Raw genomic sequence first — 14,212 nt, forward strand, 5'->3', positions numbered from 1 at the left:
AAATTTTTATAATTAAGTGAGTTTTTAGTTACAAATAAATTGGATTAAATTTTATAAGTCAAATATGCAATTCATTGGTGAAATTTCAGCATTAATTACAGCATTTCTTTGGTCGGGAACAGCAATTGCTTTTTCAGAAGCTACAAAAATTGTCGGCTCATTTGTCGTAAACATTACCAGATTATTGATGGCAACACTTTTTCTCATAATTACAATTTTAATTTTTAACTTAAACTTCCAAATTACTTTTGAGCAAATTTATTTATTAGGATTAAGCGGAATTATCGGATTGGTATTTGGCGATGGATTTTTATTCAAATCATATCAATATATTGGTGCAAGATTGAGCATGTTAATTATGACTCTTTCTCCCGCCGTGGCTTCATTTGCCGCATATCTTTATTTAGATGAATCTTTATCCTTTTGGGGAATTATTGGAATTGTAATTACTATTTTTGGAATTTCTTTAGTTGTGCTAAAAAGATCAGAACAACCTTCTGGTGATTATAAAAAAAATAATATTGGATATTTGTTTGCATTTTTAGGTGCAGTTGGGCAAGCAATAAATTTAATTTTTGCAAAACAAGCATTTCAGTTAGGTGAAATAAATAGTTTTGTAGCAACTTTTTATAGAATGCTTCCATCAATTTTTTTAATGTATTTTATTGGTTTAATTTTTAAAAGCAGAAGAACAAGTTTTTCAATTCTGAAAGAAAAAAAAGAAGCTCTTAAATTTATAATTATCGGTTCATTGATTGGTCCATTTTTAGGAATAACTTTTAGCTTGATTGCAATTTCACATACAAAAATTGGAATTGCCGCAACACTTATGTCAACCGTACCAATATTGATGTTGCCAATTGTACGATATTATTTTAAGGAAAAATTGTCTTTTATCTCAATTCTTGGAGCTGTTGTTGCAGTAGTTGGTGTTGCAATTTTATTTCTTAAATAATTTACTTTCTTCCCTTTTTAAATTCATAAATTATTTTTCCAAGATTTGCAAGAAAAGGCAAACCAATTTCATCGTATTCATATTTATCATCATTGTAAATTTGATCTTCATTAACATGAATTACAGCTGATAAGAAAAACTCAATTTTATTTTCTTTATCTTGAATAAAGGCGTTATCAATTAAATATCCGTAAGCTAATCCGCTTTTGCTATGAATTTTAATATTATTTGGAATTGGATTTTTTGAATCGCCAAACATTAAAAACTTTACATATCCATCATAATATTCGGTAGAATCATACTTCGGACATTCACTTTCTCTGGGAAGCATACACATATATTTATTTAAAAATTTATAATCATCTTTGTTTAAGTTAAATCTTTCTTCTTTGTTAAATAGTTCCGGATAAGTAATTCTAATCATCAAATTATGCTGATCTCTCAATCCAAAAAAATTATTCTGCGAAAAATCTTTTGGTTCATTTATTAAAATATCATTTGAATAATAACCAATTCCCTTTTTCATTTCGGTTAAATTTAATTGATTATTTGTTCCTTCAAACTTTGCCGGTTGTTGATAAATCACATTATTATTTTCATCATAAAAATTAATTGGATTAGTTTGCTTATTTTGTTCTTCGGTTCTTGCAACTTCCAATCTGTGAACAATTTTAGTATTAGCAAATCCCCTATTTTGCAAACGTTCATTAATTTCTTTTTGTCCGAGAAAATCATACAATCTGTTGAATGCTTCATTATCACTAACTAAAAATATTTTCTTAATATAATTTGCAATATTCGGATAACCGCATTCATCTTTAAAATTTTTATCGAACGAAACTTGATTTTTATAAATGCTATCTATTGATAAATGTGTGAATTTATTAACGCCGGAAATATTTAAATCATTCAATTTTTCTAATGCCAAAATTGCTGCGGGAAATTTTACGGTACTTGCGGGATAAAAATATTTTTGCGGATTTTCATTAAATGAAAAAGTGTTAAGAGAAATTTCACCATTATCGTTTTTATCAATCTGCGTATATATTATTTGGATTTCATACTTTTCTAAATTTTCTATTGCCGGTAATAATTTTTCATAATTATCATTAATTAATTTTTCCAAAATATTTTCAGATTGTCCAAAATTTTGATTTATCATTAAAATTATTCCAAATAAAATTAAAATTGATTTTTTCATTTTTTATAAACTCTAATTTAAAATAGAAATTACTTCTTTATGAATATTTGGAGTTGCGGCAATAATGCTTTCTCCTTCTTCGGCATTTTTACCTTGGTAATCTGTAATTATTCCGCCAGCACCCTTTATAATTGGAATTAAAGCCATTGTATCCCACACATTCATTATTGGATCAATCATTATTTGCGCAAAACCGGAAGCAACCAAATAATATCCATAGCAATCTCCCCATTGGCGATATAGTTTTACTTTCCGCATAAGTTGCTCAAATTTTGGTAAATTCTGAAATTCCTCAACTGCCAAATGATCGGTTGTAAGAAGCACAGCATCTTCAATTTTATTTACATCTTTTACTTTTACTAAATTATCATTTAGAAATGTTTGCGAGTTATCACCAATTAAAAATTCATTAAGTATTGGTTGATGAAAAACTCCAATTACCGGTTTACCATTTTTAGTCAAGGAAATAAGAGTTCCAAAAGTTACAGTTCCGCATATAAAACTTTTTGTTCCATCAATTGGATCCAATAGCCATTGGTATTCCGCTTCTTTATTGTATTGACCAAATTCCTCACCTAAAATTCCATATGATGGAAATTCTTTCATGATTAATTCCCGCAATTTTTCTTCTGTTGATTTATCAGCAATTGTAACCGGAGAATCATCCGATTTAGTTTCAATATTTATATTGCTTCTAAAATATTTACGAATATTTTTACCACTCACATCCGTTAACATTTTGCAAAAATTTGTAAGTTCTAAAATCTCACTTTGAGATAACACCACAAAAACCTCATAATTAATTTGTACTATTCTTTTCTTATTATTGGGTATTAAAATAAATTATTTATGAAACTTTTAGAAGCAACTTCAGAAAATATTAATTTATCTGCGGAAATATTAAAATCCGGCGGACTTGTAGCATTTCCTACAGAAACGGTTTACGGCTTGGGTGCAGATGGTTTGAATAGTTTAGCAGTATCAAAAATTTTTGAAGTAAAACAGCGCCCCTCTTTTAATCCGTTAATACTTCATGTTTCTTCAATAAAAATGTTACATGAAATTGCTGAATTTTCGAGCGAAAAGATTTCCAAAATAATTGATAAATTTTGGCCCGGACCTCTAACATTAGTTTTGAAAAAAAAAGATATTGTTCCGTACATTGTAACATCCGGATTGGAAACCGTTGCAGTAAGAATGCCAAATAATAAAATTGCTTTGGAATTAATTGAAAAACTCGGAAAACCAATAGCAGCGCCAAGTGCAAACAGTTTTAGTAAACTGAGTCCAACAAAAGCCGAGCACGTTGTAAAACAATTAGGAAATAAAGTTGATATAATTTTAGATGGCGGAAATTGTGAAATCGGAGTTGAATCAACAATAATTGAAGTAAATGATGATTCGCAATTTTTATTACGTCATGGTGGAATTGCAAAAGAAAGCATTGAAGAAATAATTGGCAAATTGGATAAACCTAATTCCCTTGCTGTATTTCCAAATTCGCCGGGACAATTAAAAATTCATTATGCTCCAAATATTCCAATTTACTTTTATGATGACGAATTAATTAAGAATTCCTCAAATAAAAATATTGGTGCAATATTCTTTCATAAAATCAAGAATAGTGAAAGGTTTAAAGTTTCAAAAATTCTATCAAAAAATTCAGATTTACACGAAGCAGCTGCAAACTTATTTTCTTTTTTGCATGAATTAGAAAATCTAAATTTGGATTTAATTGTTGTGGAACCTATTAAAAATATCGGACTTGGTGCTGCCATTATGGATAGATTAACAAAAGCTGTGAATAAATATGTATAATTAAAATTAATTATTCCAAAACAACAAGATGAGATGTCTGAGGTTGGTTTTTAATTTCAGAAATCTTTTTCAAATTTACTTCTTTAGCTAAATAATCTAATCCACCATTTTTTACATAGTTTTTAAAATTATTGTAATGATCTTTTCCGGCTAAATATTCAACAACAACATTTAACTTTCCCCAAAATGAATTTGGTGTAGGAGTTATATAATCACCAATTATTATTTTATTTGAAATTTTTTTAATTGCGGATAATAATCCCAATCTTTCATTTTCCTGCATTTCATGAATAACGTAAGTAAGAATTGCAAAATCAAATTTTTCGGAAACTCTTCTGCTAATTTTTTCTATATCTCCATGTACAAATTCAACATTTTTATAATTTCCATTGTGATTAGAATTTGCAACAGAAATATTTTTTGATGATAAATCAATACCAACAATTTTTCTACAATGATTAGAAAGTTGAAAAGCCAATCTTCCAGTTCCGCATCCAATATCTAATACTGAATTGTCTTTACCAACAATTCTTTTAATTTGCTCAAACATTTTATCTTGGTTTGGGGCAATAATTTTATCGTAAAAAATTCCATCATACCAATGTTTTTTATCATTCATATTTTCTAAAACCCAACTAATAATTCAAAAGACATAATTATAATTGCAACAATTAAAATTATTTTAATAATTTTTTCACCTTTTTTTACAGCAACTTTTGCAGCCCACCAAGCTCCAATTCCGCTTCCAGCCGAAAGACTAATTCCATATAACCAATTTATGTTATCAGTAAAAATAAAAATTAATAATGCAGGAATTGTATAAATCAAAACAATTAAGACTTTATGATAATTAACATAAACTAAATTTAATTTTAGAATATTGTGAAGTGTTAACATTAATAAAAATCCAATCCCCACTTGAATAAATCCTCCATAAAAACCTAATGCAAACATTAAAGGGTAAATTGCCCAAGGAAGTTTTTCCAAAATTTTATCTTTCAAAATAACTTTTGAGTTTGGAATAAGCATTGTAACAACAATTCCAATCATTACTATCCCAAGAATTTTTTCAAACAATTCATTTTCAATTTTTGTAGAATAGAAAGCTCCAACAATTGCGCCGGGTAAAGTAAGTAAACTTAATTTTACGCTTAATTTAATTTGACTTACTTTTTGATTGTGAAATGAAAGTGCACCAAAAATACTTTGCGATAGAATTCCCAAACGGTTTGTACCATTTGCAACCGGTGCATCGAGTCCTAAAAATATTAAGATCGGTAAAGTCAAAGTTGATCCTCCGCCAGCCATAACATTTATAAAACTTGTAATAACTCCGGCTGAAAAAAGCAATAATATTTCTAAATAAATATTCATGGAAATAAAATATAATTTTGGTTTGTAACTTTTAACTCCTTTTCGGAATTATTATTTTATAATGTAAAGAAAAATAGTAATATTAAAATTACTATCATTAAACAATTTTTTGCCATTTAGAAAATCAAAAAAAAATAAATTATGAATTACATTGAAATTATTGGCTACGTCGGCTCTGTATTAGTTGCAATTTCACTAATGATGAAAAATATTTTTTATCTGCGAATCATTAATTTAATTGGCGCAGCAACTTTTGCAACTTACGGATTATTAGTTGGAGCAATTCCCGTTTTTATTCTCAACACTTTTATAACACTTGTAGATATTTATTACATTTTTGAAATGAAAAGAAAGAAGGAATATTTTACACTTTTGCCGATCAATAATTCTCACGATTCATTGTTAACTAAATTTTTTCAATTTTATTCAAACGATATAAAAAAGTTTTTCCCAAATTTTTTAATAACTAAAATTAATGAAGATAAAAGTTTTTTTATTTTGCGAAACCTAATTCCAGTTGGATTATTTGCATATAAAGAAATTAATGAACAGAAAATTTTAATCGAACTGGATTATGCAATTCCTGATTACAGAGATTTAAAGAATGCCAAATTTATATATTTTGCTCAGTCAAATCATTTTGAAAAAAAAGGATACAAATTATTAATCGCAGAAACTGAAGTTCAAGCCCACAAAAAATATCTTACAAAAATCGGATTTGAGAAAGATCATAATGATCCGAAGTTATTTTCTAAGAAAATCTAAATGAATTTTAACAAATCCGTTGCTAGAGTTAGAGATTGAAAATTGGCATGAGGAAGTAAAAAAACAATTAGTCAAATAAAAATCTGTGTAAATCATAATTTATTAGTTAAATCTGTGTTCTATTTTTTTTGATTAAATAATTGATTTTTACTTCATATAATTTTATTCACACAATCGGTTAAATTAAATTTTTTATTGCATCATTTAAGAAATTAGGAAGGACTGTATTTCTTGTTAAAATAATATTATCCGGATTTTCTAAATGTTCCACCATATCTTGCAATTTTTTTTCGCCATATTCATCAATAACTTGCTGTTGCCTTTCTCGTTTGCCAAAATGATGCCGCATACTCACAATATCAGCTTCGGGATGAAACTGTGTTCCAACAATTTCATTAGAAATTCTTACAGCCATCATCGCACGTTCAAGTTCAATATGTGGACGAATTTTTTCTAATGCAATTAATTTTGCACCAAATTCTCTAAAAACATTTTTATTGGGATTTACAACTTGATAACTTCTAAAATCCGCACCAAAAAAAATTTCCGGCAAACCTTTTAGAATATTATCCATTCTGCCAATTTCAGTTTTATGAATTGGTAAAATTCCAAATGATTTAGAGTTTCTCGGTATCACATCGCCAAATTTAAAATATCGCGCCATAATTTGGAATGAATGACATATAAAAAAAATGTATTTTTTTTCGTTGGAATTATTTTGGTTATTCGCCCAAATTTTATCCATCAAATTAAAGTATTTCTTTTCCCATTTTGTGCCCTCCCCATCGAAAGGATCGCCGGGTCCGCCGGAAGAAATGTAAATATCATATTCTAAATTTGGAACTTCATTTTTATTTCGCGATTCATAAATTTTATATTCTAAATCAACATTAACATTATTTTTATCAGTTTCTTTCAAAATATCTTGAATACATCTCATCCCTTGATTTTCTTCGCCGTTATACAAATCAATTATTGCAGTTTTAATTTTCACAATAAACTCATTTCTAATTACTAAAGTGCAAATATAGGAATTACCTAAATATTCTACTAAATCTTAAATCATTTCATTATTTTCCGTTGAAGGAAAAATTTTTATGAACAAAGTTTGTAAATGCGGACATGATATAAATCATCCTATCGTTATTCACGAAAGCGAATATTCAAAATGGGGATGGTTTCTTTTCACAATATTGGGATTAAGTGCTAAACCAAAATCAGTGAAATTTATATGTTCAAAATGTAATGAAATTATTTTTAGCACTTCTGAACCGAAAATATTAAAGAAATTTGTAGGAAGATAAATATGTTTATTTCAATAATAAAATTTGTAAGTGAAAATAATTATCATATTTGTTTGATATAAAAATTAACGGAGAATTAAAATGGCTGATCAATTAATAATCGAAAAACAAAAACAAGCCGCAGAAATTTTAAAAGAAAAAAATATTGATATGTGGATGACTTTTGTACGTGAAACCGGAAATATAAAAGATCCGATGATGGAAATGATTGTTGGAACTGGCGCAACTTGGCATTCGGCATTTATTATTACAAAAGATGGAGATACTACAGCAATTATTGGTTCGCTTGAAGAAGCAAATATGAAAACTGTCGGAACATTTAAAAATATTATACCGTATTTAAAATCTGTAAAATCAGATTTGATAAAAGTTTTAGATAAGTATAATCCAAACAAAATTGCATTAAATTTCTCGCGCAATTCTTCTATGGCAGATGGTTTAACTCACGGAGTATACTTAGAATTACTGGATTTATTAAAAGATACTCATTACGTTGAAAAATTTGTTTCTTCCGAAGAAATTGTAGCAGCATTACGAGGAAGAAAATCACAAGTAGAAGTTGATTTTATTAAAGATGCAATTAAGGAAACATTAATAATTTTTGATGAAGTTACAAATTTTCTTGAACCGGGAAAGACGGAAAAAGATGTTGCAAATTTTGTACGACAAAAAGTTAAAGATCGCGGATTTGAATTTGCTTGGGATGAAGAACATTGTCCCGCAGTATTTACCGGACCAGATACAGCCGGAGCTCATTCTGGACCAACCAATAAAAAAATTGAAAAAGGTCATGTTATTAATATGGATTTTGGAATAAAGAAAAATGGATATTGTTCTGATCTTCAGAGAACTTGGTACGTTTTAAAAGATGGAGAAACAGAAGCGCCGGAAGAAGTTTTACACGGATTTAATGTAATTAAAAATGCTATTATAAAATCCGGTGAAGCAATGAAACCCGGAAAACTTGCTTGGGAAATTGATAATATTGCACGCAGTTATATTGTTGAAAATGGATATGAAGAATATCCGCATGGATTGGGACATCAAGTGGGAAGAGTTGCCCACGATGGCGGCGCAATGATGGGACCTAAATGGGAAAGATATGGAAATTTACCTTTTCTTCCGTTAGAGAAAGGAAACGTTTTTACAATTGAACCGAGGTTGCCAATTAAGAATTATGGAATTGCAACTATGGAAGAAATTGTTTGGATTAAGGAAGAAGGTATTGAATATTTATCTAAACCTCAGACTGAGATTTATTTGATTAAAAAATAGTAATATGAAATAATATTTTTTTAACTGCGGAAATCTTAATAGATCAGTGTCATCTGCGTTCTATTAATTTTCTAAAATTCTTTAAATATTCTTGTAAGCGGTTTTCCCGGTGCATCTAATTGAATATTAAGAAAATATCCAAATGGAGTTTGATAAGTTTCATATTCGGAATTTTTTAATCTCAATTCTGCATTTTCAAAAATTTGTTTTGTAAAATCCGGATTAGCACTGCTTTCCGATAAATGATTAAATGAGTGCAAAATAATTTTATTTGTTTCGTTTTTTCTTGCTGCCCACTTTAGATTTTTAATTAATTTTGTTTCAACATCTGAACTATTTATTTCATCTTTTTCTTCGACATGAATAAATCCTAATATTGCATTTTCTATTTTATCCTTAATCTCAATATCATCGGCAGAATCTAAACCTTTGTGATGAGTTTCAAACAAAAAAGAATTTACATAAAATATCAGAAGCCTCATTTTAATTTTCCTCTTTAAAACTAAAAATTGAATTTGGATCAACTCGTTTATCAAACCATTGAACTCCCCAATGCAAATGCGCACCGGTTGATCTACCAGTTGTTCCAACTTCTCCAATTATCTCACCTTTTTTAACTAACTGTCCTTCTTTAACAAAACTTTTACTTAAATGTAGATAAAATGAGTTTAACCCTAGTCCGTGATCCAACAAAATATAATTTCCGCTATAATAAAAATTATCAGCAGAAAGATGAACTACTCCATCTGCCATTGCTTTAACCGGAGTACCAGTCGGTGATGCAAAATCAATTCCGTTGTGAATATTTTTCGGCACGCCATTTAATATTCTTTGACTTCCAAATACACTTGATATTCTTGCGTTGCTAATTGGTTTTATAAATCCTCCTAAATATAATGCATCTTTCACACTTCCAACTTTTTCTCTTGCTGCTTTCGATATTTCTCTTTCCTTTTCAATTCTTGGTAATTCTTCATTTGGTGCTTCAACATATTTTTGTTTCATTCCATTGATTTTTTGAATATTATATTTTTCCTTTTGAGGAGTAATTTTTTTTATAATTGTTTTATTTTCAAATTTGAATATTAATACATGCTCAACTGAATCATCTCTATCAAATCCTAAAACAAAATTTCCATTTTCGTCAAAAGCAATTTTTACAGAATCGATTGTAATTTCTTTCACATTTTCGGTTTTTCCAAATATTAAATTTCCTTGTTTAAACTCTCCGTTAAACTTTACTTCTTGTGGAAGTATAATTGCAGATGAAAAGAAAAAACTGATAAATATTATTCTAAAATACATTTTTTACCTTAATTAAATTAGAGACATTAAAATAGCGCAAAGCCAAGCCCCATATGTTCCAAGAGCATATCCAAGAACAGCAAGCAAAACACCCACACTTGCCAGCGACGGATGAAATGCTGCAGCAATAATTGGGGCAGAAGCTGCTCCACCAATATTAGCTTGACTTCCAACAGCTAAAAAGAAAAACGGAGCTTTAATAATTCTGCCAACGATTAACATAAATACTGCATGGAATGAAATCCAAATTGAAGTAATTAATAAAAGTTGAGCATTTTGAAAAAATCCTAATATATTCATTTCCATTCCAATGGTTGCAATTAGAATATAAAGAAATAAATTTCCAACTTTTGATGCACCATGATTTTCTAAATTTCTAAATTTGGTAAAACTTAAAACTAATCCGCCCGTGGTTGCCAAAACAATTAACCAGAAAAAATTTGATGTTAAGCTAAACTTTGCCAGCTCCGGAAAATTATTTTGAAAAAACGGAGTAATTATATCTGCAAGAAGTTGTGAAAGTCCGGTTACACCAAATCCCACCGCAAGAATTTTCATCATGATTGGTGTATCTGAAAAATCAAATTTATCAGAATGATTTTTATCAATTCCCTTTTTAATAGCTTCAATTGACTTTAAATCTACTTTTAAAAATTTATCTAGCTTTTCAGAAATTCCTACTCCGTACAACAGTACTGCAAACCAAACACTATAAGTTAAAACATCAATAGCAATAATTGCAGAAAACACAGAATCGTCAACATTAAAAATTTCTTTCATTGCTGTTTGATTTGCCCCACCGCCAATCCAACTTCCGGCAATTGTGGAAAGTCCTCTCCAAGTAGCCAATGAACCATCTTGAATAATAAAATCCGGGAAAAAAGTTGAAACCAAAAATACGGAAATTGGTCCTCCTAAAATTACACCAAATGTTCCCGCAAGCATCATTATTATTGCCTTTGGACCTAATTTTAAAATTCCATTAAAATCAATTCCTAAAGTTAAAAGAACTAAACTTGTTGGAAGTAAATATCTCGAAGACATTTTATAAAGTTGTGAATCTTCCGCAGAAATTATTCCTATTGAATTCAATATCCCCGGAATAAAGTAACATAACAGTAGCGATGGAATATACTTGTAAAATTTTACCCAAAAATTTTTTTTACTTTTTGAAGTTGTAAATACAAATGCAAGAATTATTAGCAATATTGCAAATACAACAGAATCATTTGTAATTGGGAAATTCATAATTATAACAATGTTATGTAAAATTAAAAGTTAAACAAATGATTTATGAAAATCATTTCAAAAATCATTGGACGTAATTTTAAATTGAATTAACAAAATAATTCACATAAAAAATGTATTGCTTGTTATTGGGAATTAAAATAAAAATATTTATTTATTAAATTAAATAATGTTAGCAATCAAAATGTTAGAAATAAATAATCTTCAAAGTTTACTTAAATTTAAATTTTCCATTCAAAAATTTCTCAACAAACTTCCAATACCAGAATATGCTTTGTTCAGCATTTATGCAATTTTTATTGGAGCAATGGCGGGAATTGCAGCGGTGTTTTTCCATAAATCAATTGGATGGACAACAGAATTATTTTTTAATTCAAACACAGAAAGCTTTTCTTATTTAATACCTGCAATTGGTTTATTTATTTTAAGTATAATGACATATTTTGCACCGAACATTGCAAAAAGAAAAGGCGTTTCCGAAGTTATAAAAGCAGTATCGCTAAGAGGTGGATATACACCATTTCGAATAACGTTATTTCATTTTTTTGCTCCAGTAATTTGCATTGGTTCCGGAAATACACTTGGTCCGGAAGGTCCTACTGCGCAATTAGGAGGAGGAATTTCTAGCAAAATAGGAAATATTATTGGAATGTCTGATTCTCGCAGAAGAATTTTTACTGCTGCTGGAGCCGGAGCTGCTATTGCTGCAGTTTTCAATTCTCCTCTTGGTGGAATATTTTTTGCGCTAGAAATTATTTTGTTAAATGATTTTCAAACTCAAACTTTTTCTGCTTTGGTTTTAGCATCTGTAACTGCAAGTTCAATTTCAAGAATTATTTTAGGCAACCAACCAACTTTTCTTTTTGGTGAAATTTCAATTGGATCATATTCTGATTTTTATTTATATGCAATTTTGGGAATTCTATCCGGATTTTTTTCATTACTGTTTATTAGATATTCAGAATTTATTGATAAACTTTTAAATAATAAAATTCTTCACACATTTCCAAGATGGGTGGTTATGGCCTTTGTGGGCTTGGCTATGGGCTTTGCTGGATATTATTTCAATGGAATTTTAGGTATAGGTTACAATACAATTAATAGCATTCTTGCTTCAAACGAAATTTGGCAAGTTGTATTAATTCTTCTCATTCTCAAATTTATTTTAGTTCCAATAATTTTATATTCCGGTGGTTTTGGTGGAATCTTTGCTCCGTCTTTATTTATTGGCGCTTGTCTGGGATTTTTATTCTCATTTGCATTAAATCAATTTTTTGGAATGCAGCTTGATACTACGGCTTATGTTTTAGTGGGAATGGGAGCTGTTCTTGGCGGAATAAACACAATTCCAATTTCTGCAATTCTAATAATTTTTGAAATGACAAAAAATCATACTTTTATTTTACCTTTAATGCTAGGGGTAATAATTAGTACAACAATTGTTCAAATAATATTGAAGGGCTCAATTCATATTAAACATCTTGAGCGTGAAGGTTACAGAATTTCAAGTGGAAAAGAAACTAACATTTTAAAATCAATTTTTGTTGAAGATATAATGCGCGATGATATTTTATTAATTCCCGAAAATACTTCAATTTCAAAATTGATTAGTTTACTAATCGAAAGTCCTCATGCAACTTTCTACACAATTAATAAGAATGGAAAATTAGTCGGTACAATAACAGAAAATGAACTTCGACCAATAATCACAGAGTACGAACAAATACGAGATACATTAGTTGCCAGCGATATTGCAAAATCTGAAGTTCTAACAGTTTTTAAAAATGATGATCTTGATCATATTCTAAAATTATTCGGAAGTAGTAATGTTGATCAATTACCCGTTGTTTCGGTAAAAGATTCTCTAAAAGCAATTGGAACTATTTGGCGACAAGATGTGATTTCTGCTTATAACCAAGAAAGTTTAAAACATAATTTAGCGGAAGGATTTGCAAACGAAATTAAATCAATTGATAAAACTCACGTTTCAAAAGTCGCTGAAGGATTTTCTATTGTTGAGTGCAATGTAAATTCTACATTTATTGGAAGCACTTTAGCTGAACTGCGTTTGAGAAACAAATATGGTTTAGAAGTTTTAATGATCAAGCAAAAAAAATCTTTGTTTGATGAAAACACGGAAACACCGAAACTAATTATTCCAGATCCAAACTATGTAATTAAATCAGATGATATTCTTGTTTTATTCGGTTCCGATGAAAACATTGCTAAAACTAATGAATGGAAATGAGATAAATTAAATGTCAAATAACATAATTCAAAAAATTAAATAATTATCAAAAAGTAATTTTCAAAACATTTAAAAGAAATTAATTCTCATTAACAATTTTCATTTCTGATTTTTTGTATTTTAATTTGATTAAAGTAATTTGGAATTTTTTATCATTAATTTTTTTGGAAAATAATGCAAACCTACATTGCTTTGCTGCGCGGAATTAACGTAAGTGGTCAGAAAAAAATTAAAATGGCTGACTTAAAAATAATTTTAGAAGAATTAAAATATGAAAAAGTACAAACATATATTCAAAGTGGAAATGTAATTTTTAATTCAAAGAGTAATGATGTAAAAAAACTTGCAAAATTAATCTCAAACAAAATTAAAACTCAATATAATTTTGATGTTGAAATAATTGTCAAAACTCCAGAGGAATTTAAATTCGTTTTGGATAATAATCCTTTCATCAAACAAAAAAAAGATAAGGAAAGGAATTATATAACTTTTCTTTTTTCAGAACCCGAAAAAGAATATTTAGAAAAACTGAAAGAAATCAGCTTTCCACCGGAAGAATTTTTTTTATTAAATAAAATAATTTTCTTTTATTCTCCAAACAATTACGGAAATGCAAAAATGAATAATAATTTTTTTGAGAAAAAATTAAATGTTATTGCAACTACAAGAAATTGGCAGACAGTAAATAAATTATTTGAGCTTTCCCAAAATAAATAGTT

Annotated in this window: 15 protein-coding genes; 7 read left to right on the plus strand and 8 right to left on the minus strand. The window is 28.6% G+C overall.

The window, feature by feature from the left end; all coding sequences use genetic code 11:
• Nucleotides 1-64: 64 nt before the first annotated feature.
• Entirely contained in the window at nt 65-955 is an 891-nt protein-coding gene (locus IPM32_03400; protein MBK8944296.1) for a DMT family transporter, read from the plus strand.
• A gap of 1 nt (nt 956) precedes the next feature.
• Here IPM32_03400 and IPM32_03405 read toward each other — a convergent pair whose 3' ends face one another.
• Nucleotides 957-2,156 (minus strand): serine hydrolase, encoded by a 1,200-nt coding sequence (locus tag IPM32_03405; protein MBK8944297.1) that lies wholly within the window; start codon nt 2,154-2,156, stop codon nt 957-959.
• 12 nt (nt 2,157-2,168) lie between these two features.
• Nucleotides 2,169-2,894: a histidinol-phosphatase gene (gene hisN, locus IPM32_03410; GenBank protein MBK8944298.1), complete on the minus strand. Its 726-nt coding sequence runs from the start codon at nt 2,892-2,894 to the stop codon at nt 2,169-2,171.
• 111 nt (nt 2,895-3,005) lie between these two features.
• Here hisN and IPM32_03415 point away from each other — a divergent pair, with 111 nt between their 5' ends.
• Nucleotides 3,006-3,974 carry a threonylcarbamoyl-AMP synthase gene (locus IPM32_03415; GenBank protein ID MBK8944299.1) on the plus strand — a complete coding sequence of 323 codons (969 nt, stop codon included), beginning with the start codon at nt 3,006-3,008 and terminating at the stop codon, nt 3,972-3,974.
• A 10-nt stretch (nt 3,975-3,984) separates the two neighbouring features.
• On the opposite strand, the gene IPM32_03420 is transcribed toward IPM32_03415, so the two are convergent.
• Both IPM32_03420 and IPM32_03425 read right to left on the minus strand, forming a co-directional pair.
• Nucleotides 3,985-4,593: a class I SAM-dependent methyltransferase gene (locus IPM32_03420; protein MBK8944300.1), complete on the minus strand. Its 609-nt coding sequence runs from the start codon at nt 4,591-4,593 to the stop codon at nt 3,985-3,987.
• 5 nt (nt 4,594-4,598) lie between these two features.
• Nucleotides 4,599-5,348, minus strand: coding sequence for a sulfite exporter TauE/SafE family protein (locus tag IPM32_03425; GenBank protein MBK8944301.1), 750 nt, complete (start codon nt 5,346-5,348; stop codon nt 4,599-4,601).
• 141 nt (nt 5,349-5,489) lie between these two features.
• On the opposite strand from IPM32_03425, the gene IPM32_03430 reads away from it, so the two are divergent.
• On the plus strand, nt 5,490-6,113 hold the full coding sequence (locus tag IPM32_03430; GenBank protein MBK8944302.1) for a hypothetical protein: 624 nt from the start codon (nt 5,490-5,492) through the stop codon (nt 6,111-6,113).
• A gap of 178 nt (nt 6,114-6,291) precedes the next feature.
• On the opposite strand, the gene IPM32_03435 is transcribed toward IPM32_03430, so the two are convergent.
• Nucleotides 6,292-7,053 carry a GMP synthase gene (locus tag IPM32_03435; protein MBK8944303.1) on the minus strand — a complete coding sequence of 254 codons (762 nt, stop codon included), beginning with the start codon at nt 7,051-7,053 and terminating at the stop codon, nt 6,292-6,294.
• Between the two features lie 157 nt (nt 7,054-7,210).
• Here IPM32_03435 and IPM32_03440 point away from each other — a divergent pair, with 157 nt between their 5' ends.
• Nucleotides 7,211-7,417 (plus strand): hypothetical protein, encoded by a 207-nt coding sequence (locus tag IPM32_03440; protein MBK8944304.1) that lies wholly within the window; start codon nt 7,211-7,213, stop codon nt 7,415-7,417.
• An 81-nt stretch (nt 7,418-7,498) separates the two neighbouring features.
• Nucleotides 7,499-8,692 carry an aminopeptidase P family protein gene (locus IPM32_03445; GenBank protein MBK8944305.1) on the plus strand — a complete coding sequence of 398 codons (1,194 nt, stop codon included), beginning with the start codon at nt 7,499-7,501 and terminating at the stop codon, nt 8,690-8,692.
• Nucleotides 8,693-8,763: 71 nt separating this feature from the next.
• Here the strand turns inward: IPM32_03445 and IPM32_03450 are convergent, their stop codons facing one another.
• From IPM32_03450 to IPM32_03460, 3 genes are read right to left on the minus strand one after another with little or no spacing between them, the layout of a single operon-like run.
• Nucleotides 8,764-9,174 carry a hypothetical protein gene (locus IPM32_03450; protein ID MBK8944306.1) on the minus strand — a complete coding sequence of 137 codons (411 nt, stop codon included), beginning with the start codon at nt 9,172-9,174 and terminating at the stop codon, nt 8,764-8,766.
• A gap of 1 nt (nt 9,175) precedes the next feature.
• Nucleotides 9,176-9,997: a M23 family metallopeptidase gene (locus tag IPM32_03455; protein ID MBK8944307.1), complete on the minus strand. Its 822-nt coding sequence runs from the start codon at nt 9,995-9,997 to the stop codon at nt 9,176-9,178.
• Between the two features lie 12 nt (nt 9,998-10,009).
• Nucleotides 10,010-11,245, minus strand: a complete 1,236-nt coding sequence (locus IPM32_03460; GenBank protein ID MBK8944308.1) for a DUF819 family protein — start codon at nt 11,243-11,245, stop codon at nt 10,010-10,012.
• 184 nt (nt 11,246-11,429) lie between these two features.
• Here IPM32_03460 and IPM32_03465 point away from each other — a divergent pair, with 184 nt between their 5' ends.
• Both IPM32_03465 and IPM32_03470 read left to right on the plus strand, forming a co-directional pair.
• Nucleotides 11,430-13,493, plus strand: a complete 2,064-nt coding sequence (locus IPM32_03465) for a chloride channel protein (protein MBK8944309.1) — start codon at nt 11,430-11,432, stop codon at nt 13,491-13,493.
• Between the two features lie 174 nt (nt 13,494-13,667).
• A complete protein-coding gene (locus IPM32_03470) occupies nt 13,668-14,210 on the plus strand; it encodes a DUF1697 domain-containing protein (GenBank protein ID MBK8944310.1) in 543 nt (180 codons plus the stop codon).
• Nucleotides 14,211-14,212 lie beyond the last annotated feature (2 nt).

The organism is Ignavibacteriota bacterium (assembly GCA_016716225.1).
In the GTDB taxonomy this organism is placed as follows: domain Bacteria; phylum Bacteroidota; class Ignavibacteria; order Ignavibacteriales; family Melioribacteraceae.

What these genes read in the sequence shown, in the direction of transcription:
- IPM32_03400 (MBK8944296.1), top strand. Translation starts at nt 65, where the DNA reads ATGCAATTCATTGGTGAAATTTCAGCATTAATTACAGCATTTCTTTGG.
- IPM32_03405 (MBK8944297.1), bottom strand. Translation starts at nt 2,156, where the DNA reads ATGAAAAAATCAATTTTAATTTTATTTGGAATAATTTTAATGATAAAT.
- hisN (MBK8944298.1), bottom strand. Translation starts at nt 2,894, where the DNA reads ATGTTAACGGATGTGAGTGGTAAAAATATTCGTAAATATTTTAGAAGC.
- IPM32_03415 (MBK8944299.1), top strand. Translation starts at nt 3,006, where the DNA reads ATGAAACTTTTAGAAGCAACTTCAGAAAATATTAATTTATCTGCGGAA.
- IPM32_03420 (MBK8944300.1), bottom strand. Translation starts at nt 4,593, where the DNA reads ATGAATGATAAAAAACATTGGTATGATGGAATTTTTTACGATAAAATT.
- IPM32_03425 (MBK8944301.1), bottom strand. Translation starts at nt 5,348, where the DNA reads ATGAATATTTATTTAGAAATATTATTGCTTTTTTCAGCCGGAGTTATT.
- IPM32_03430 (MBK8944302.1), top strand. Translation starts at nt 5,490, where the DNA reads ATGAATTACATTGAAATTATTGGCTACGTCGGCTCTGTATTAGTTGCA.
- IPM32_03435 (MBK8944303.1), bottom strand. Translation starts at nt 7,053, where the DNA reads ATGAGATGTATTCAAGATATTTTGAAAGAAACTGATAAAAATAATGTT.
- IPM32_03440 (MBK8944304.1), top strand. Translation starts at nt 7,211, where the DNA reads ATGAACAAAGTTTGTAAATGCGGACATGATATAAATCATCCTATCGTT.
- IPM32_03445 (MBK8944305.1), top strand. Translation starts at nt 7,499, where the DNA reads ATGGCTGATCAATTAATAATCGAAAAACAAAAACAAGCCGCAGAAATT.
- IPM32_03450 (MBK8944306.1), bottom strand. Translation starts at nt 9,174, where the DNA reads ATGAGGCTTCTGATATTTTATGTAAATTCTTTTTTGTTTGAAACTCAT.
- IPM32_03455 (MBK8944307.1), bottom strand. Translation starts at nt 9,997, where the DNA reads ATGTATTTTAGAATAATATTTATCAGTTTTTTCTTTTCATCTGCAATT.
- IPM32_03460 (MBK8944308.1), bottom strand. Translation starts at nt 11,245, where the DNA reads ATGAATTTCCCAATTACAAATGATTCTGTTGTATTTGCAATATTGCTA.
- IPM32_03465 (MBK8944309.1), top strand. Translation starts at nt 11,430, where the DNA reads ATGTTAGAAATAAATAATCTTCAAAGTTTACTTAAATTTAAATTTTCC.
- IPM32_03470 (MBK8944310.1), top strand. Translation starts at nt 13,668, where the DNA reads ATGCAAACCTACATTGCTTTGCTGCGCGGAATTAACGTAAGTGGTCAG.